This window comes from Sphingobacterium prati (assembly GCF_013167215.1).
Taxonomy (GTDB): domain Bacteria; phylum Bacteroidota; class Bacteroidia; order Sphingobacteriales; family Sphingobacteriaceae; genus Sphingobacterium; species Sphingobacterium prati.
On sequence record NZ_JABJWY010000037.1, the window covers coordinates 158767 to 179963 of the forward strand.

At 43.8% G+C, this 21197-nt stretch carries 10 protein-coding genes; all 10 read left to right on the forward strand.

The window, feature by feature from the left end:
• The first annotated feature begins 202 nt into the window (after positions 1–202).
• The 10 genes from HPC41_RS18680 to HPC41_RS18725 all read left to right on the forward strand — a co-directional run bounded on the left by HPC41_RS18680 (position 203) and on the right by HPC41_RS18725 (position 21144).
• Positions 203–3742: a SusC/RagA family TonB-linked outer membrane protein gene (locus tag HPC41_RS18680; RefSeq protein ID WP_172395535.1), complete on the forward strand. Its 3540-nt coding sequence runs from the start codon at positions 203–205 to the stop codon at positions 3740–3742.
• A 23-nt stretch (positions 3743–3765) separates the two neighbouring features.
• The gene (locus HPC41_RS18685) at positions 3766–5523 is read left to right on the forward strand and encodes a RagB/SusD family nutrient uptake outer membrane protein (protein ID WP_172395536.1); all 1758 of its coding nucleotides are present in this window, start codon (positions 3766–3768) and stop codon (positions 5521–5523) included.
• 70 nt (positions 5524–5593) lie between these two features.
• Positions 5594–8239: an alpha-L-fucosidase gene (locus HPC41_RS18690; protein ID WP_172395537.1), complete on the forward strand. Its 2646-nt coding sequence runs from the start codon at positions 5594–5596 to the stop codon at positions 8237–8239.
• A gap of 94 nt (positions 8240–8333) precedes the next feature.
• Entirely contained in the window at positions 8334–9215 is an 882-nt protein-coding gene (locus HPC41_RS18695) for an SGNH/GDSL hydrolase family protein (protein ID WP_343043851.1), read from the forward strand.
• A gap of 36 nt (positions 9216–9251) precedes the next feature.
• Entirely contained in the window at positions 9252–11093 is a 1842-nt protein-coding gene (locus HPC41_RS18700) for an alpha-L-fucosidase (RefSeq protein WP_172395539.1), read from the forward strand.
• Between the two features lie 134 nt (positions 11094–11227).
• On the forward strand, positions 11228–12511 hold the full coding sequence (locus tag HPC41_RS18705) for a Gfo/Idh/MocA family protein (RefSeq protein ID WP_172395540.1): 1284 nt from the start codon (positions 11228–11230) through the stop codon (positions 12509–12511).
• Positions 12512–12765: 254 nt separating this feature from the next.
• Complete coding sequence (locus HPC41_RS18710; protein ID WP_172395541.1) at positions 12766–13776, forward strand: LacI family DNA-binding transcriptional regulator; 1011 nt, start codon at positions 12766–12768, stop codon at positions 13774–13776.
• A 194-nt stretch (positions 13777–13970) separates the two neighbouring features.
• Complete coding sequence (locus tag HPC41_RS18715; protein ID WP_172395542.1) at positions 13971–16556, forward strand: alpha-amylase family glycosyl hydrolase; 2586 nt, start codon at positions 13971–13973, stop codon at positions 16554–16556.
• Positions 16557–16567: 11 nt separating this feature from the next.
• Positions 16568–19537 (forward strand): SusC/RagA family TonB-linked outer membrane protein, encoded by a 2970-nt coding sequence (locus tag HPC41_RS18720; protein WP_172395543.1) that lies wholly within the window; start codon positions 16568–16570, stop codon positions 19535–19537.
• An 11-nt stretch (positions 19538–19548) separates the two neighbouring features.
• Positions 19549–21144: a RagB/SusD family nutrient uptake outer membrane protein gene (locus HPC41_RS18725; RefSeq protein ID WP_172395544.1), complete on the forward strand. Its 1596-nt coding sequence runs from the start codon at positions 19549–19551 to the stop codon at positions 21142–21144.
• Positions 21145–21197: the final 53 nt, after the last annotated feature.

Here is a 21197-nt window from a genome sequence, read left to right on the forward strand (position 1 = left end):
GCTGGAGAAGGGTATAGGTAAGACAAAAAAGGGCAGTGCTGGGGGGCACTGCCTTGAATTGGATGCATATACTTACAAGTATTGCCCGAGGGCAAATTTTTGATAACCATTTATAAATAAATACAAACCGTACAAACATATGATTTTTTATCCATTTGTTAGGCTACACCCGTGGAGTTTAACTTTACGAAGTATACTGATTATGAAATTGATCGTACTCATTTCCTTGCTGACCACCATGCAACTGTTTGCAGAAGGAAATGCGCAGACCATAAACTTAACCGCTAAGCATGTGACCTTAAACCAGGTGATGCGCAATATCCAAAAACAGAGTGGCGTCAATTTTTTCTTAAATGGCAAGTCCTTGGCCCAGACTCGTTTGTCTGTCAATATACAACATGCCAAATTGGAAGATGCGTTAAACGCCATTGTAACGCCACTGAATCTGGAGTGGGTCAAAAAAGACGAGGTAATCGTGATAAAACCCAAAAGAAATCTGCTAAATCCCGACCGAAAGGAAGTCCTACAGCGGAACATTGGCGGTAAAGTCGTCAATGGCAAGGGACAGGCTGTTATAGGAACAACCATTATGGTGAAAGGAACCAATGTCTCCACGGTCACGGACCAAGAGGGAAGATTCACGATTCAGTTGCCTGCCGCGAATGGCACCTTGATATTTTCGAATGTTGGCTACCAACGCTTGGAAAAAAGTGTCGCCGCTGGAAATGACGAATTAACGATCGTACTTCAGGAGGAGGTAAGTGGCCTGGATGAGGTGGTTGTTGTGGGATACGGAAGCCAAAAGCGCGCAAATGTGATTGGCGCTGTATCCACAGTGAACGGAAGTTCAGTGGAAAACCGTTCAACGTCTACGCTTACGTCTTCCTTGGCTGGACTCGCGGCCGGCGTGAATGTACAGACCACAACCGGAAAACCGGGGGCAGACGGCGCTAATATCCTTATTCGTGGAAAGGGAACATTAAACAATACCTCACCCTTGGTGGTGATCGATGGTATTGTGGGATCCATGGATGCTGTCAATCCCAACGATGTGGAATCGATTTCGATTTTAAAAGACGCGGCGACGGCAGCAATTTATGGATCCTTGGGTTCGAATGGCGTTATTTTAATTACGACAAAAAAAGGTGCCAAAGGGAAAAATAATGTGTCCTATACGGGTATGGTTTCGATGCTACGGCCAAATAATGTACCCGAATTTATCACCGATTATGCGCAGCATATGCGCCTTGTCAATGAAGGCTTCAAGAATTTGGAACAGGCTGCTGTTTATACGGATGCCACGATCAATCTCTGGGAAGAAGCGAAGAGAAATCCGACGGGGTTAACCGAATTTGGTATTCCCAATGAAGTTGCTTATCCAAATACCAAGTGGGGCGATGTGCTTTTTGGACAACGTAAACTTTTACAAAACCACAACCTTTCCTTAAACGGTGGAAGCGAGAATACGCAATACCTCTTTTCAGTAGGTTATTTCAACAACCCGGGGACGATGCCCGAAACTGGGGCAGACAAGATACGTATGCGTATAAACTTACAGTCCAAAGTCGCCAAGTTTTTAACTGTGGGTACCCAGACCTTTGGCGATATGCAGAATTTGAGTGTGGCCGATGTGGTTACTGCATATTCCTACCTGACCCAAACTGTGCCCGGGGTGTATCCTTACTACAATGGTGTCTATGGTTTCCCGGCTGCTGCCGAAGAATCTGCGACCGCAAACAATGCCTTGGCTTTTCTAAATGGGATGGGTGGAAAGAACCAGGTCAATCGATTCAATACCACAATATTTGCGAAATTAAATCTAATGAAAGGGCTGGAGTTTGAATCAAAGGTAAATTATAACCATACGTACACCGAAACCAATTCCCATCAGGTTCCTTATGAAAAATGGAATTTTGCAACCAACAAATTGAGTACAGCGGCGCTATCGTCAGGACAAATAACAACGCAATATGGCATGACTAAGAGCTACAACGTCATCATTGATAATGTATTGCGTTATTCAGGATCATTTGGTAAACACGATGTGGGGGGGATCTTGGGGTATAATGAACAGTATTTTAACCAATATAATATTGGTGCGGCCAAACTGGGACTTGTGCATCCCGACTTGACGACATTTAATTCGGCGACAACAATGAGTTCCATTACAGGCGATGAGCTTGATTACGGTTTGCGGTCCTTTTTTGGCCGTGCCAATTATGCATACGATAATAAATACCTCGCTGAAGCGGTGGTACGGTACGATGGGTCATCGCGATTCGGAACCGCCAAACGTTGGGGCTTTTTCCCGGCCTTCTCCGCGGGGTGGCGTATTTCGGAGGAATCTTTTATGAGTCCGCTCAAATCCTTTCTGAATGATTTGCGGCTAAGAGCTTCATGGGGGAAAACCGGAAATAATGCATCTCCGGGTAATTACGATCATCTTCCGTCATATGGTACTGTAAATTACTCATTCAATAATCAGGCTGTCCGTGGTTTGGCGCAGACTAAATTAGGAAATGACCTGCTGCACTGGGAAACGACCACCACGACAAATGTTGGCTTTACAGCGACAGCATTGAAAAATAAATTGACAGTCGAGTTTGATGCCTATCGCGCTTACACGGATGGAATTTTATACGTCCCGACTATTCCTGCGACAACAGGGACGGCTACAGCAGCAACGATGAATATTGCCGAGGTCAGCAAACGGGGGATTGAATTGACTTTGGGGTATCAAGATAAAATCAGCGATTTTAAATATGGAATATCAGCCAACTTCGCCTATAATACCAATCAGGTAGAAAAATATAAAGGGGCATTGTCGGAGGGCTATGTCACTGATGCCGCAGGTAATCGGGTTTATCAGTCAAATATCGGTATGGTTTCCAACGGGGTAAACCAGCGGATTCTGGAAGGGCACGAAATCAATGAATTCTATTTGTATAATGTGTACCGTGGATCAGGAAACCATTTTCTAACGGATGGTTCCGTTGATAAAAATGGCGGGCCGCGCGATGGTATGATCCGCACCGAGCAGGATATGGCCTGGTTAAAGGCCATGGTCGCAGCAGGCTATTTGTTTCAGCCTGCCGATGGCATAGACCCTACCAAGATCTGGTATGGTGACCTGATTTATTCGGATATGAACGGGGATGGAATTTATGGAAATGTGTATGACCAAAAGTTTATGGGCAAAAGAGCAACACCGGCATTCAATTATGGTCTTACTATCAACATGGCCTATAAAGGATTTGATGCGTCTATGATCTGGTCCGCTTCTTCAGGCATGTCGTATTATTGGAATGAACTTTATCTCAATTCATCCATCGTCGCGCAGGGTAAATCGGTACCGGCATTGGTCGCTAACGACCATTATTATTATAATCTTACGAATCCCGCGGATCCCAACAATCGGATCGATGGTTATTATCCACGCTTAAAAGGTGTGACTGATGCACAGAATGGACGTACCAGCGATTATTACTTGTATAATGCTTCTTTTGTGAAGCTGAGAAACCTTCAGTTAGGCTACACCCTTCCTGAAAGCTTAGCAAGCCGTTTCTCGATCGCTAAACTCCGGATTTATCTAGCTGGCGAAAACTTGCTGACATGGACCAAGTTCCCGGGACTGGATCCGGAAATTGGGCCGGCAAGCAACGACCCCTCGTTGATCAACTCTTCTGTTGTAAACTATCCAACGATGCGCCAATATTCACTGGGTCTAAATCTTACCTTTTAATCCGAATGAGAACAATGAAAAAGATGAAAAAAATTCTGGCGATTGTATTGCTAACAAGTATAGTGGGGTGTAAAAAAGATCTTTTGGATACCTCTCCGTATTCATCGGTCTCCACGGCAACGATGTGGACAACCGATAATTTAACAGATTTGGGCGTTGCGGGAATCTATAGTTCCTTTCGACTCTTAATGGGGCATAGCGGACTGATTTCGCCTTATGAGCTCTATCAATTTGACCGTTTCTCCTATACTGGGCAAGCACGTTTTGATGAGCCCTTATTGACAGGGACCATCACTGCTGGAGATCCCTTATTTATGAATGTCTGGAAGATCCAATACGAAGGTATTCAGCGGGCAAACGACGCCTTGAAGAATATTCCCATAAAGTCGCCTTCAACAGGAGAAAAGAAAGCTAAATATATAGCCGAAGCTAAATTTCTACGTGCTTACTTTTACTTTCGACTCAATCAACTCTACAAAGGCGTACCTATTTACCTTGAACCTTTTACGGCGGTCGAGGCCATCAAAGGACGTAGTTCGGAAGATGAGGTCTGGAATCAAATATTGGCTGACTTGAACGATTGTATTGCGGAAACTAATTTTCCGGATCGTTATCCCGCGGGCAATGCGAATTATGGACATGCAACAAAGGCGGCTGCTTATGCCTTACGGGGTAAAGTGTATCTCTATCGAAAAGATTGGGCAAAGGCTGCAGCTGATTTTCAAAAAGTAAAAGATGCTGGACATACACTCTTCGCTGATTATAAAGCTTTGTTTAAGGAAGCCAATGAGCAATGTCCTGAGATGATTTTTTCCATTCAGCATCGGAGTGAGTCAGGCTATGGAAATAACATGCAATTGTTTTGCGGTTGGCCCTCAGTCTATTCGCGGGGCTGGAATTATTACATGCCTTCGCCACATTTGGTCGATCTCTATGAAAATAATGACGGTTCTAAATTTGATTGGGATAAAATCATTCCCGGATACAATAGTTTAACGGAAAATGAAAGGGAGGTCTTTTTTCTACGCAACAACCTCACGGAGGCCGAGAAAGCGGCTGCGGCATTGAGAGGAGCAAAGATGAGCCTATATCTGCCGCAAGGTAATGAAGAGCGTATCAAAAAAGCCTATGAAAACCGTGATCCTCGTTTGCAGGCCAATGTCGTGACGCCTTATTCGACTTTTAGGGGCGCCTATAATTTTACCAATGTGGAAAGCCTTCAATTTATGCGCTGGCCATTTCGTGGACAGGCGCAGGCAGATGGCGATATTCAGAGTGATACACAGATCAATTTCTTTTATTTCTACCGAAAATTTGTTGCGGAAGGAGTCAATGAGATTGTCGATCGCAATTATGGCCCTATCGATTTTCCGATTTTCCGTTATGCTGATGTCTTATTGATGTGGGCTGAGGCGTTAAATGAAGATGGGCAATTGAATGAGGCCATTGCAAAAGTCAACGAAGTACGGCAACGAGCTGGCGTCGCGCTGTTAAATTCAAATGTTGCAACGGCTGTTGGGGGGAAGGATGACTTACGCCTGCGTATTCGCAATGAACGTCGTGTCGAGTTTCCGAATGAAGGAATCAATTATTTCGATGAATTGCGCTGGGGAACCTGGAAAACGACCGTATTTCAGACAGGCAATGGACGTAAGCAGGTCTGGGGGACAAATGTCGGAAATTATAGCTATAAAGGCGACTTCTTGAACGTATGGCCTATTCCGACCTCAGAAATACAGATGAACGTGAACCTGGTGCAAAATCCGGGCTGGATCGACTAGTTTTTTGTATAATAAGACCGGGGAAAGCGCTATCTAGGCTTTTCTCGGTTCGATATAAACTGAACCTAATATGATTGTTTTTAGATATAGCCTATACGTTATTTATTTTTTGAGCTTTTTTTCTCCATTTCTTCTGCGTGCGGATACAAGTGATATCGTAAAAAAAGGATTTGATTTAGCCGAACGACAGTATGCATTACTGTATCAAGATCATAATGACCTGAGTAAATATCCGCGATCGGCAGATCGCAATGGGAAAACAACTTTTACGGATATTCGGGATTGGACCGGCGGTTTTTGGCCGGGCTGTCTCTGGTTTGTTTTTGACTATACCGGTGACGATAATTGGCGGAACGCAGCATTAAAATGGACGAATTCATTACGTCAAAATCAATTCAATACCAATCACCACGATATTGGTTTTGTCATGAATTGCAGTTATGGCAATGCCTATCGGCTTACTGGTGATACAACGTTCAAAGCGATTTTAATCCAGAGTGCTAAATCCTTGCTGACACGGTTCAATCCCAAGGTAGGTGCTATTAAATCATGGGACGTATTTCCTTCCTGGGACGGTAAACATACCTATGAGTTTCCGGTCATTATTGACAATATGATGAATCTGGAGCTGCTTTTTCTGGCTTCGAAACTTTCTGGCGATCCAATCTATCGTAATGTTGCGATCAGACATGCCGAGACTACCCTGAAAAATCAGTATCGTCCGGATTTTAGTTCGTATCATGTAGTCAACTATGATCCGGACAACGGCCGAGTATTGAGTCGGGAAACAGCGCAGGGTTTTTCGGACAATTCTGCTTGGGCACGAGGTCAGGCATGGGGACTGTATGGTTTTACGGTGATGTACCGCGAAACGAAAGACCAAAAATATTTGGAGGCCGCAGTAAAGATGGCAGATTTTTATCGCAACCATCCGCGACTACCTGCCGATAAAATACCCTTTTGGGATTTTGATGTCAATCAGCCTGGCTTTATGCCGCAGTGGGATTATCGAAAAGCTGATTTTCAGACCATACCGCGTGATGCCTCTGCAGCTGCAATAACAGCTTCGGCACTGCTTGAACTGGTGGATTATGTACAGCCACAACAGCAGCATACTTACTTGGCGCTGGCCGAAACGATCCTGCAGTCGCTAGGCTCTGCGAAGTATTCCAGCAAGGTCGGAGAAAATGGTTTTTTCATTTTAAAACACAGTGTTGGCAGCATCCCGCATAAAGGGGAGATCGATGTGCCGTTGGTATATGCAGATTATTATTACCTGGAAGCAATGATGCGCTGGCGCAAACATGTTGATGAATCAAAACAGCGGATGATGCAGGAATGGAAAGCGATGAATGTACAGAAGGCCGCAGCCCTAGCCGATTTTCGACATCAAAAATTCGGCATGTTTATCCATTGGGGACTCTATGCAATTCCGGGAGGCGTTTGGGAGGGGCAAAAAATAGAAACCTTGGGAAGTCCGAGTGTGGCCGAGTGGATCCAGTTGGTGGCCAAAATTCCACGGTCCACTTACGCGGATCTAGCGAAGCAATTTAATCCGGGATCATTTGATGCCGACGAAATTGTGAAGATGGCAAAAAATGCAGGAATGAAATATTTGGTGGTCACGAGTAAGCACCACGATGGTTTTACCATGTATGACTCCCGGATCAGTACCTTTAACGTTGTGCAGGCCACGCCGTTCAAAAGAGATGTGATTCAGGAACTGTATGATGCCTGTATACGACATGAGATCGACTTTGGCCTATACTATTCCCATAATATTGATTGGAAAGACGGTAGTGACGCACAGTATGCTGTAACGAAAGCACAGCATGATATGCTAGACAAAAAAACTGATGCTTTTGGGGCAAACCTTTGGGACCCCAGTGCCAATTCCTTTGCTTCCTACTTGAATGAAAAGGCTATTCCACAGGTTCAGGAAATCTTACAACGTTTCAAAAAATTAAAATATATCTGGTTTGACATGCCTGGATTGATGACCGAGGAACAGAGTTTTCGTTTTTACAAAACGGTCTATGACATCAATCCAAAGGTCATCGTCTCCGAACGAATTGGCAATGGTATGGGAGATTATGCCATTCCGGGTGATAATCGTATTCCAGTGGATAACAAAGCGTTCAGCAGTCCCTGGGAAGCCATCGGTACATTCAACCATTCCTGGGGCTATAAATCCTACGATCAAGATTGGAAGTCGATTGATGAGCTGCGGTATTGGCTCTTGGAGATCTGCAGTAAAGGAGGAAATTACATGCTTAATATTGGACCTGATGCAAAGGGGGAGATCGCTGAACAGGTTAAGCAAAATCTTAGTATATTGGGAGACTGGCTTCAAACCAATAAGGAAGCTGTATTCAACAGCACAACTTGGGTAATACAGCGTGAAGGACCTACAACAATCCAGATTACAGATACCGAACAGCGGGAAAGGGAAGGATTTAAAGCTGCTTTCACAGCGTCCGACTTTTGGTTTACCCAAAAAAAGGGTGTTGTATATGCATTTGCGATGGTAGCGCCTCGTGATGGAAAAGTAAGGGTACGTAGTTTAAACCGAAATAAAGCTAAGATCCGATCTGTCGAGATCTTAGGGGCAGGCAAAGTCAATTTTCGTCAGGATAAAGAAGGACTGCATCTCAGCCTGCCGAAAAAATTGCATGGCAGCGCCTTGGGATATACCCTGAAAATTAAATTAACTTGAATGAGGATGTTCACTATATGACATGATAAACTTAATGCGGATACAATTTATTTTCTTTTTGCTACTAGGCCTTTTGAGCATAAGCTATTTGTCCGTGCGGGGACAAGTTCGCCACAAACCAGAAATATGGGATGCTGCTGGCCCCATACTTTTTTTAGGAAATAGTATTACGTATTCTGGTCAGTATGTGGCGATGACGGAGAGTCTGCTATTGACTAGCCATCCTAAAAAGAGCCCTATGTTTTGTAATCTAGGCTTGCCCAGTGAAACTGTATCAGGTTTGAGCGAACCGAATCATGCGGACGGTAAGTTTCCCCGGCCCTGTCTCTTTGACCGGCTTGATCATGTATTGGACAAAATCAAGCCTGAGGTGGTGTTTGTCTGTTATGGTATGAACGATGGGATTTATCTTCCTTTTGATTCTAGCCGCTTTGAGGCATATAAAGTTGGGATTTTACGCTTGCACGAAAGGTTGCAAAAAGCGGAGATAAAACGTATTATTTGGTTGACACCACCCGTACACGATGATCTCAGGCTGCGGACCGCTGGATACAATCAGGTATTGGACCGTTATGCCGATTGGTTGATGGCTGAGGCTGTTAAAAACAGCTGGGAAATAATAGACCTGCATTTTCCGATGAAAGGATACCTGGAGCAACAGATAAAGGTGGACAGTACATTCAAATTGGCTACAGATGGTGTCCATCCCGGTACCTTGGGGCATTGGTTGATGGCCAAGGCTATCATCGCCCACCTGCTCCCTAAAATGGTGCTTGAGCCTACTTGGGACGAGCAGTTAAGTCGCTATGCAAAGCTAGAACGACTTTATCCTTTGGTGCTGAAACGCCAGACCATCATGAAAGATGCCTGGCTGACGCATACGGGGCATAAGCGGCCTGGTATGACGAAAGGGCTTCCGATGGCACAAGCGTATAGGTTATATCAGGAGATAAAAAGTAAAATTGCTGATCTCTGATCCATTCCAACTGAACTTTTATGTACAAAAAATAAAATGATGAAAATTAACTTTATTAAATGGAAATGCGCGGCAGCACTGGGAATGTTGCTGTACATGACCGAGGGATCATTTGCCCAAACCAAGTCAATACCTTATGAAGGTGTATCCGGATGGGCTGAAAGCCAGGACAAACGCATGGCATGGTTTAAAGAAGCACGTTTCGGACTCTTTATTCACTGGGGTTTATATAGCGCTGCCGGTGGTAGCTTTGAAGGAAAACGATATCCACAGCACTATGCCGAGTGGATACAAACCTGGGGTAAAATTCCTAGCAAACATTATGCGGAAGTGTTAAAGCCAAAATTTACATTACGTTCTTTTGATCCGAAGTACTGGGCTCGCCTGGCTAAAAAAACAGGAATGAAATATATGGTATTGACTTCGAGGCATCATGAAGGCTTTAGCCTATTTAATAGCCAGCAACCCTATGCGCTGAATAATGACATTACAGGCAGCGCTAATCTGTCACCCAAGGGAAGGGATTTATATAAAGAGATCATGACAGCATTCCGTCAGGAAGGACTGAAAGTGGGGGCCTATTATTCGCTGTTGGATTGGCAGCATCCAGATTCCTATGAAGCTTTTAGTTTGAACCCTAATCCTGAGCATCATCAACCGGATCATAACCGCTACAAGGATTACCTCTATGGACAGATTAAAGAATTAGCACAAAATTACGGGAGATTGGATGTGCTCTGGCCAGACTTTAGCAGCAAAAAGCATCAGGGAGAGTCGTGGGGAACCAAACGCATCTTGACTGACCTGATCAAATGGCAACCCGATATCATTATCAACAACAGGTTTTGGGAAGGGTTGGAGAACAAAAACGGAGATATCGGAACGCCGGAAAAATATATTCCACCGACAGGCTTGCCCGGTATGTACTGGGAGGTGAGCCATACCATGAACGAAAGTTATGGCTATAGTGCGCATGATCAAAACTGGAAAAGCTTCCCTAAAATCATGCAGTTATTTGTGGAAACAGTCAGCAAAGGCGGTAATTTTCTCCTAAATGTAGGTCCTGACGGCGATGGTGCTATCCCGGAGCCGGCAATTAAAATTATGGAGCGCATAGGAGATTGGATGCAGATCAACAAGGATGCCATTTATGGGTCGACGGCAAGCCCGTTTCAGGCGTTGGATTGGGGCTATTGTACACAAAAAGAAGGTAAATTATACATGCTTATATTTGATCGGCCAGCCAGCGGAAATATAGATCTGCCAATCAAAAATAAAGTCATCGCTGCTTATGCATTGGCCACGCCCAAAGCTAAATTGAAGGTTGTAACGAATAGCGGAAAGCCCGTGATTCCGGTAGATACTTTTGCTATTGAAAAGGGACCAAAGGTCATTGTTGTTGAAATACAAGGAAAACCAATTGTCGAGGAAAGTTTAACGCAGACTCAGGCAGATGGGCGCATCGTGATGAACGCAAATAATGCAAAATTGCAGGAAGGCAAGAGCCTGAAAATTATTGGCGCACATACCCATGACCCAAATCGCCCCAATGCCATAGGTCAGTGGAAAGACCTTGTGGACAAAGTTTTTTGGGATATCAAAATTCAAAAACCAGGTAAATATCGTGTGCTTGTCAATTATCTGCCGAATGCAAAACAAAGCGGGAAGGTAGTGCTTTCCATACTTGGGCAGAAGCTTCCATTTATTTTGGCTGCAGAAAATGGAACAGGATTTAAAGAAGCTGAAATGGGAACGGTAGAAGTATCGCAGCAGGTTATCGGCGAACCGAGTACTCGGGTTATTTTACAGGCAACTACAATTGAAGGCGATGCATTGCCTGAAATTGCATCCATTAACTTGGTCCCAATAAAAGAGTGATTACTCAATATGAGCACCCCAACAACTAATATTAGATCATCTCAGGATCGTCCTTATATAAAATTTTTGGCTATTTACCTAGTTAAAGTATTAAATAGGGGAGACGCCTGACCAATAAGAAAAAATGTTAACATATGAAAAGAAGAGAATTTATTGCTAAAGGAATTGTATCTTCCTTGGCTTTTACCATTGTTCCGCGCGTCGTGTTGGGCGGGAATGGATTCCTTGCGCCAAGTGACCGTATTAATCTGGGCTTTATTGGAGTTGGAAAACAGTCTTACACCTTGATGCATGGCCTTAATAATTGTAGGGAAATCAATACATTGGCAGCCTGTGATGTAGACCGGAAAAAATTGCAGGCATTTATTGCAGGGACAGCAAAAAAACAGATTGAATTGGGCCGATCGCAAAGTACGGTGACCGCCTATCACCATTATCGGGAACTCTTGCAACGGAAGGACATCGATGCGGTTGTCATTGCAACACCAGATCATTGGCACGCCCAGATTGCTGTGGACGCTGCAAAGGCAGGAAAGGATATTTACTGTGAAAAACCCCTGGCACTCACAATTGCTGAAGGGCGTGCCATGGTGGATGCGACCCGCAAATACAAACGCGTATTCCAAACAGGAAGTATGCAGCGTTCATCTTTCAATTTTAGGCAGGCAGCAGAATTGGTTTCCAATGGATATATTGGAAAAATAAAAGAGATTAACGTTGCTGTAGGTGAGCCGGTCAGACAATGTGATTTGCCTTCAATGCCAGCACCGGAATATTTGGATTGGGATATGTGGGTTGGCCCTTCGCCTTATAGAGGATATAACCCTATTCTGAGCCCGCCGATCGAGGATGATAAATGGGCGTGGTGGCGTGGCTATCGGGATTTCGGTGGTGGCTATATCACCGATTGGGGGGCACATATGTTTGATATCGTGCAATGGGCATTGCGAATGGATAATTCAGGACCAACGCAATTTATTCCTCCCAAACAAGCCAATAGTAACAGTGGGCTTTCGTTTATCTATGCCAATGGGGTTAAAGTCAACCATGTTGCTTGGGGGGTACATAATGCTATTCAGTTTATCGGTGAAAAAGGTAAGATTGAAGTAAGCAGAGAATTTATCCGTTCGAACCCGGAAAATTTGGCGAATCTTAAATTGACATCTGCAGATCGTCGTCTGTATTACAGTGATAATCATTATCAGGATTTTGTGGATGCCATTAAGAAAAGAAGCAAACCGATCTGCGATGTGGAAATCGGCCATCGTACAAGTTCTGTGTGCAACGCTATAAATATCGCGTACGAGCTCCAGAAAGATCTCAAGTGGAATCCGCACAAAGAAGAATTTGATAATGAATATGCCAACCTAATGCGCAGCCGTCCGTATCGAGGGGAGTGGGATTTTCATAAGTTTTAAATAAACGGATAATATAAGCTTTCGAAAACAAACGGGTAAACAGCCTCGTTTTGATTCACAGCCTCAGTAAGAAAACTACTGAGGCTGTTTTGGTTGCTGAAAAACATAACATATGACCGATAACCATCGTTTTGAGTTTATTGAAAATAGATGATAAATGAACGTACAGGAAAAAAGAAAATTTGTTATTGTGGAAAGATAATTGCTTTATTTGCATAAAGCAATTATTAAGTGCAGCAAAGGAAACCACCGTTATGTCTCAATTAACAATCGTCGATCTGGCCAAAAAATTAGGCTTATCAAAATCAACCGTTTCCCGGGCATTTCGGGACAATGTGGACATTAACCCTGCGACCAAAGCCCGCATCTTGGCAATGGCTGAAGAAATAGGCTTTTCCCCAAATGTGTATGCAAGCAGTCTCAAGGCCAACAAAAGTCTAACGATAGCGATTATCATTCCTGAATTTGGAAATAAGTTTTTCTCACAGGCGATCAAGGGCATAGAAGCTGTAGCGCGATCCAAGGGCTATCATACCCTGATTTATGTGACCGATCATCAGGTGCAAAATGAAGCTTCTATTGTGCGTTCGCTGGCCAATGGGCGGGTGGATGGTGTTATCATTTCGGCTTCGGGTGAGGGAAAAGACCATTCTCATTTGCAGCTTTTGGCAGAACGGGGAATACCTGTTATGTTTTTTGACCGTGCTTACGACGACTGGAAGGGGGGATACGTTACGGGCAATGATTTTGATTCTGCTTACCTGGCAACCAGGCATTTGATCCATAATGGTTGCAAACGGATTGCTTACTTAGCGATTAATCCGAATGTTTCCATTGGTAAGGTACGTAAAGATGGGTATGAGAAAGCTCTAAAAGAAGCTGGGATACCAATCCATCCAGAACTTATCTTGGACACAGTCAACGACGCGGAACAAAATATGCAGGATATTGCCACTTTGATCAAAACAGAAAAACCAGATGCAATATTCGCCTCCGTTGAGCGTTTAGCGATTTCCAGTATCCGCGTCGCTAAGCAGCTGGGGATCCGAATTCCGGAAGATCTCAAGATCATTTGTTTTTCTTGTCTGGATATTGCCGATCTGATTGATCCAGCACTCAGTGTGGTAAAGCAACCTGCTTATGAAATGGGCGAATTAGTAACAAAATACCTCTTGGATAAGATGGATGATCCTAATAATGCTAAGTTTGCTAATTCGGTTTACCTTGATTCCCAGCTTATTTTTCAAAAATCTAGTCTTAAATAAGAAAAAAAATATTTGTTTTTTGTTATCCCATTATTTAGCTTTGGTTACTTTTCGGGAACATTCCCGAAAAGTATTTAAATAATCAATTTGTATATAATATTGGATAGGGAATCCAGAAAATCGCAAAGGCGATTTCTTTTTTCTTTGATTTCGGGAACGTTCCCAATTCAATATCCAATGAAAGCTAATTATCGATGGGGAAGCATATCACGCGTTTAATAGGGTATCTCTGGATGGTTGTCCTATTATCATCATGTGCAAATAAAAAAGATATCGTTGATACTGAACAGCCGTCTGTAATTGAGCAGCAAGGGACTGGTCTCGTCAATCTGTCTTCTCCATTTCTCTTCTGGGACAGGGAAATTACCCTGCAATTTGATCTTTCAAAAGGAAACGCCGCATTAAAAGGCAGTACAGCAGATCTGTACCTACACGCCGGATTGATCGCTGTCAATGGTAGCGAATGGCAACATGTAGTGACAGACTGGTCAAAGAATGATATCGCTTACAAATTAAAATTTATAGCTTCCGGACTGTACTCGTTCACATTTACACCCGCCAAATTTCTCAACCTGAGCAACGCTGAGGGCTTTGGTCAGCTAGCATTTTTGCTGCGCAATGGTGATGGATCATTGGTTCAACGAAATCAGAATAATTCGGATTTATTTCTACCCCTGGTGGCAGACAATGCGCAAGCAATTCGTTTTGTGTCGCCTATGCTGCAGCCCACAGATCCAATTACGACGGAGCAGATGTATGCCGTTGGCGATAATCTAAAATTGGGCGTTCAAGCAACCCAGTCCGGAAAAATCAGTATCTGGGACAATGGCCTGGAAATCGCTGAGTCCAGTGCTGCAAAGTCGTTAGAAAAATCTATTAGCCTTCAAAGCGATGGTCTACATGAATTTGAGGCACGCTTTGAAGCGAACGGGAAGGTAGCTACAACTAAAATAGCTTTATTTGTACAGACTAAACCAGCAATTGCAGCGCTTCCAATAGGAGTTAATCCTAATGGTACGACGATCAATAAGGAAAAAGGACAGGTTAGTTTTGCGTTGACTGCGCCCTTTAAAAACAGTGTGTATCTATTGGGTGATTTTAATGGTTATAAAGCACTGCCGGCCCATGCAATGAGTCAGACTCCGGATGGTAAAACCTGGTGGGTGACTATATCCAATTTAGATTTCTCCAAAAAATATACCTACCAGTTTTTGGTCGACGGTCAGCTTTATATTGCAGATCCTTATGCCGAACTGATTCTCGATCCGCAAAACGATTCGGCTTTGGGCCGGACAAGTACTATGTTGCCCGCCTATCCCGAAGCAGCACACGGAATTGTGGGGATATTGGACCTCGCAGCGAAGCCGTATTCCTGGAAGATCGACTCGTTTACCAAACCCGCACAAGGTGATTTGGTGATTTATGAACTTTTGGTGCGTGATTTTGTCAAACAGCATCAGTATACCACACTCAAAGATTCGTTAACTTATTTAAAACGCTTAGGGATTAATGCGGTTGAACTGATGCCCATTCAGGAATCGGAGGGGAATTCAACCTGGGGATATAATCCTTCTTTCCATCGCGCTCTGGATAAATATTATGGATTGAAAAATGACCTGAAAGCCTACGTAGACGCTTGTCACGAAAACGGTATTGCTGTTATTCTGGATGTCGTTTTTAATCATGCTTTTGGTCAGTCTCCACTTGTGCAGCTTTATGTTGAACAGGGAAATGTCGCCGGCAATAGCCCTTGGTTCAATACCGTTGCCAAGCATCCGTTCAATGTGGGCTTCGACTTTAACCATGAAAGTGGCTACACCCAAACTTTTGTCAAGGATGTGCTGACCTATTGGATGCAAGAATATAAAATTGATGGTTTTCGGTTTGACCTATCCAAAGGGTTTACGCAGAAAAATTCAGGGACTTCAGAAAATGACTTAAGCGCCTGGAATGCATACGATGCATCCCGTGTAGCCATTTTGAAGCAATACCAGCAGCATATCCGTGGCATAGATCCCTCTTGTTATATTATTCTTGAACATCTCGGTGGAGATCAGGAAGAAATGGAGCTAGCACAATCAGGCATGCTGCTCTGGAATAATATGAATGTTGTCTTCAATGAAGCTGCAATGGGATGGAATGCAAATAATGGATCGGATCTAGGTAGATTGTTTGCCTCAAACCACGGTATGGCACAGCCCTCTTTTGTGTCGTATATGGAAAGCCATGACGAACAACGACTGTTGTTCAAATGCCTGAATTATGGGAACTCATCGGATAGCTATACGATCAAGAACTTGAGTACAGCGCTCAAACGTATGGAATTGGCGGCCCTGTTTTTATTGGCTTCGCCCGGTCCCAAGATGATTTGGCAGTTTGGTGAATATGGCTATGATGTGTCTATCGACGAAAATGGCCGAACCGGAGAAAAACCGCTTTTATGGAGTTATTTGCAACAAGACGACCGTAGGCAGCTCTTTGAGACCTATGCGAAACTCATACGCTTTAAAACACGAAATAACATCTTTCAAAATGGAAATATCATTGTCACAGGGGTAAAAGACGCGATGAAGTATTTTCTATTGGAAAAGGATGGGCAACAAGTAGGGGTACTTGGTAATTTTGGGGTGGAAAATGCAACGTTTACATTACCACAAGCACTACAGGGGCAGTGGGTGGACAATTTTACGGGGAAAGAGCTCAACTGGTCCAGTCAGTCGACATTGAGCCTTTTGCCGGGACAATACCAATTGATAAGCAAAACAAAACTAAATAAATAAACAGTTATTTTATGAACAAACAGCTATTACGTCCATTTTGGGCTCTGAACATGCTACTCGGGGTGAGCGCTTCGGCATTTGCCCAACAGGCTATGCTTCAAGGGCGAGTAATGGACCAGAAAGGAAGTTCCTTGGTCGGTGCCACAGTGCGCTTCGAGGATATTCAAAAATCGCTGTCTACCAATGCGAATGGGGATTTTAGCTTGGATAGACTGCAATCTGGAAAATTGCGTCTGAAAGTAAGCATGGTCGGCTATGCGAGCTTGGATACGTTGATCCAAGTGAAGAATGGGCAAAATCCGTTAACCTTATACCTGAAATCCAATACAAGTGCATTGGAAGAAGTTGTTGTCATTGGTTATGGTACGCAAAAGAGAAGTGAGCTGACGGGATCGATCAGTACGGTGACTTCCAAGGACTTTCAGAAGGGGCAAATTTCATCTCCAGAACAGCTTATTGTCGGTAAAGTCCCTGGTGTGCAAATTACCACCAACGGCGGACAACCGGGTGCCGGAAGTACAATCCGTATCCGTGCTGGAGCTTCGTTGAATGCCAGCAATGATCCACTGATCGTTGTTGATGGCATTCCATTGGCGGGCGGATCGGTATCCGGCGTAGCAAACCCACTGAGTTTGATTAATCCCAGTGATATCGAAACGTTTACCATTTTAAAAGATGCCAATGCGACGGCAATCTACGGTTCAAGGGCTTCGAATGGGGTGATTCTGATTACCACAAAAAAAGGTAGCCGTTCAGGAACACAGATCAATTTTTCGACACAAAACTCACTCGCCACTGTAGCCAATAAAGTGAAGTTGCTCAACGCAGATCAAATCCGTGAATACGTCAACACCAACGGCAGCGATGCCATGAAAAAATTGTTGGGAACAGCCAATACCGATTGGCAGGATGTGATCTATGGCAATGCATTTACCACAGACAACAACGTTAACATCGCTTCTAAAGCGGGTAATATGCCTTACCGGATTTCGGCTGGATATATGAACCAGGATGGCGTGCTGAAAAATGATAACCTAAAACGGACAACAGCTGCATTGGCTTTGACCCCAAAATTTCTGGACAATCACCTATCCTTAGATGTGAATGTGCGTGGTACTTGGTCAAAATCTAAGTTCGCAACACAGGATGCGATTGGATCGGCTATTCAATTTGATCCGACACAGCCCGTTTATGTGGAGGATAAGAACAGCTTTGGGGGCTACTATGAGTGGATTCAAGGCGGGAAACCTAATCCGAATGCACCACGCAATCCACTGGCACTGCTGGATCTGCGCAAAGATAACGGAGATGTTTTCAGAAGCATTGGAAATGCAAAGGTTGATTATAGTTTCCATTTTCTCCCTGAGTTGCACGCCAACTTAAATGTGGGATATGACTTGGCCCGCTCAAAAGGGAACACATTCACACCGGCAATAGCTGCGCGTAACTTCAATGAAGGTGGTGAAAGAACCCAGTATAAAACAGATATCAACAACAAAACGCTTGAGTTTTACCTAAAATACGATAAGGAATTACCTGCAATAAAAAGTAATATAGACGCAACATTAGGATATGGTTACTATAAAAACAGTAGTAAGGTCTACAATTTCAACCGGACCAACGCTGAGGGAGATAAGATCCTAAATGAACCTACGCGGGCTTTCGACAGACCCGAAAACTTGCTGATATCGTATTATGGTCGTTTGATCTATACGTATGATAACCGTTATGTGCTTTCTGGAACATTGCGTAGCGATGGCTCATCACGTTTTAGTCCAGATAACCGTTGGGGATATTTTCCATCTGTCGGATTTACCTGGAGAGCAAAAAATGAAGGCTTTTTAAAGGAAGTAGCAGCTGTATCGGAATTAAAACTTCGTTTAAGTTATGGAAAAACAGGACAACAGGATGGTATTGCCAACTATTCTTACTTGCCTAATTATACCATCAGTGGCAATGAATCCATGTATCGCTTCGGAGATGAGTATTATTACCTGAATTCGCCAGTGGCCTATGATAAAGATATTCGCTGGGAGAGCACGACAACCTACAATGCCGGAGTTGATTTTGGCTTCGCCAACAATCTATTCTATGGTAGCATAGACTATTACTCGAAGAAGACTAAAGATCTGCTCAGTACCATTCCAGTTCCTGTAGGATCCAACTTTAGCAACTTTTTGCTGACCAATGTCGGTAATATGGAAAACCAGGGATTGGAGTTTAACCTACACTACGTTCCTGTAAAAACAGAGAATTCATCGTTGGATCTCGGATTCAATTTGACGTATAACAGAAGCAAAGTGACCAATCTGACGCAAAGTGATGATCCAAATTTTATCGTCGAGACAGGTGGTATCCGTGGCGGAACAGGTGGAAATATCCAGGCGCATAAGGTGAATTTCATGCCCAATAGTTTCAATGTTTTCCAACAGGTGTATGATGAGCAGGGGCATCCGGTTGAAGGTGTCTACGTCGATCGTAATGGGGATGGTGTGATCAGCGATAACGATCGTTATTTGTATAAATCACCTTTACCGAAGTATCTTTTGGGCTTTACAGCGGCGTATAGTTATAAAAAATGGTCCGCAACAACCGTATTGCGTGCCAACTTGGATAATTATGTGTACGACAATGTCTCTTCCAACCTAGGCAGTGGTGCAAATGTCAACGATCAGGCGGTTATGGTTATCAACAATGCGCCGGTGGACTTTTTGAATACTAATTTTCTACTCAAACAGTTACAAAGTGATTATTACATCAAGAACGCCTCATTTTTGAAAATGGATAATGTCAATCTGAGTTATAACCTTGGAAAATTTATCCGTAATAGTAATGCCTCGATGTCTATTTCTGCAACCGTTCAAAATGTGTTTACCATCACCAAGTATAAAGGGGTTGATCCGGAAATATCCAATGGCATAGATGACCGGTTCTATCCTAGACCAAGAACCTATGTATTGGGTGTAAATGTGAGTTTTTAAACGATATAACGATGAAAAAATTAAATAAATATATAAGTGTTTGCTTGCTCGCCATCGCATTGAGCAGCTGCCACAAGGATTTGGATCTAAAACCGACCAACGATGTCACAGCAGATGTCGCCTATAAAGATTTTAAGGGTTATACATCGTCTTTTGCACGCTTGTATGGGTCGTTGACCTTGACGAGCACTTCAGGACCGAACAACTCCGACCTAGGAGGTCTGGATGCGGGTACTTCTGATTTTTTACGCCTTTTTTGGAATGCACAAGAACTGACCACAGATGAAGCGGCCTGTGCATGGCTAAATGACCCGGGGATCAGTGGATTGGATTATCTCAATTTTGACGACAGCAATCCGATGCTGAGGGGGCTCTATACACGTTGTGTCTATAGCGCTACTCTTGTCAATGAATTCTTAAGGGAGAGTACAGATGCTAAGTTGGCCGAAAGGGGCATCTCAGAAGCCGATAAAGCAGAGATCGCCTATTATCGTGCCGAAGCAAGATTCTTACGCGCTTATAACTATTGGGTACTCCTTGATTTGTTTGGAAATCCCCCATTTGTAACCGAAGAAACTCCTGTCGGGAAAGTTTCTCCGCCGCAGATTAAAAGGCCTGAGCTTTTTACTTATGTAGAGAAAGAACTGTTGGAAGTGGCTGGTCAGCTAAAAGGTCCCAAACAGAATGTATATGGTCGTGTGGATCAAGTTGCCGCCTGGGGATTGTTGGCTCGCTTATACCTCAATGCCGAAGTATACTTGGGCGCAGGCAATAAGAAATATGCCGAAGCGATTACTTATGCAGAAAAAGTATTGAATTCGAGCTATAGCCTTGGAGCAAATTACAGGGAGCTCTTCTATGCAGACAATAATATGAACAACCCTGAATTTATTTTTTACCTACCCTACGATGGGACTAAAACGCAGAGCAAGGGGGGAACAACATACCTGATCAATGCGGCGATTGACGCCACAATGGATCCGACATCCTTCGGCGTACCCGGAGGAGGTTGGGCGGGTAATAGAACACGCGACAATATTGCGACGATTTTTGGCGACTATTCCGGACAGACAGATAAACGTGCCATGTTTCATTTAAATACAAGTGTTAAGATCGAGGATATCGCTGTTTATAAGCAGGGACTTGCGGTTACTAAATTCCGTAACGTAAATAAAGATGGTAAGACCGCTCCACCGGCGGCAGAAGGCTTTGTCGCATCGGTTGACTTTCCGCTGATTCGTCTGGCAGAGATGAACCTGATCTATGCCGAAGCGACTTTACGGGGCGGAGCTGGCGGTACCCAGGCGAAGGCCTTGGACTACGTCAATAAGTTACGCGTACGTGCTTATGGTAATAATAGTGGGAACTTGACCAATCTGTCGTTGGATGGTATTCTCAACGAGCGTGTGAAAGAGCTGTACTGGGAAGGATTTAGACGCTCGGATTTAATCCGCTACGGCAAATTTACGGGTGACAATTACCTCTGGCCTTTTAAAGGTGGTGTCTTGGGCGGTCAGGCGGTTGCAGCCTACAGAACTTTATTCCCACTTCCGGCATCGGATATTATTGCGAATTCAAATCTTGTGCAGAACCCCGGGTATAATTAGTCGATATTGAAAATGAAGAGCTTACCCTACTAAAAAAGGTTATTCCGGTCTTG

Coding starts and splice junctions, on each gene's coding strand:
- HPC41_RS18725 (WP_172395544.1), top strand. CDS start 19,549: ATGAAAAAATTAAATAAATATATAAGTGTTTGCTTGCTCGCCATCGCA.
- HPC41_RS18720 (WP_172395543.1), top strand. CDS start 16,568: ATGAACAAACAGCTATTACGTCCATTTTGGGCTCTGAACATGCTACTC.
- HPC41_RS18705 (WP_172395540.1), top strand. CDS start 11,228: ATGAAAAGAAGAGAATTTATTGCTAAAGGAATTGTATCTTCCTTGGCT.
- HPC41_RS18715 (WP_172395542.1), top strand. CDS start 13,971: ATGGGGAAGCATATCACGCGTTTAATAGGGTATCTCTGGATGGTTGTC.
- HPC41_RS18690 (WP_172395537.1), top strand. CDS start 5,594: ATGATTGTTTTTAGATATAGCCTATACGTTATTTATTTTTTGAGCTTT.
- HPC41_RS18700 (WP_172395539.1), top strand. CDS start 9,252: ATGATGAAAATTAACTTTATTAAATGGAAATGCGCGGCAGCACTGGGA.
- HPC41_RS18710 (WP_172395541.1), top strand. CDS start 12,766: ATGTCTCAATTAACAATCGTCGATCTGGCCAAAAAATTAGGCTTATCA.
- HPC41_RS18680 (WP_172395535.1), top strand. CDS start 203: ATGAAATTGATCGTACTCATTTCCTTGCTGACCACCATGCAACTGTTT.
- HPC41_RS18685 (WP_172395536.1), top strand. CDS start 3,766: ATGAAAAAAATTCTGGCGATTGTATTGCTAACAAGTATAGTGGGGTGT.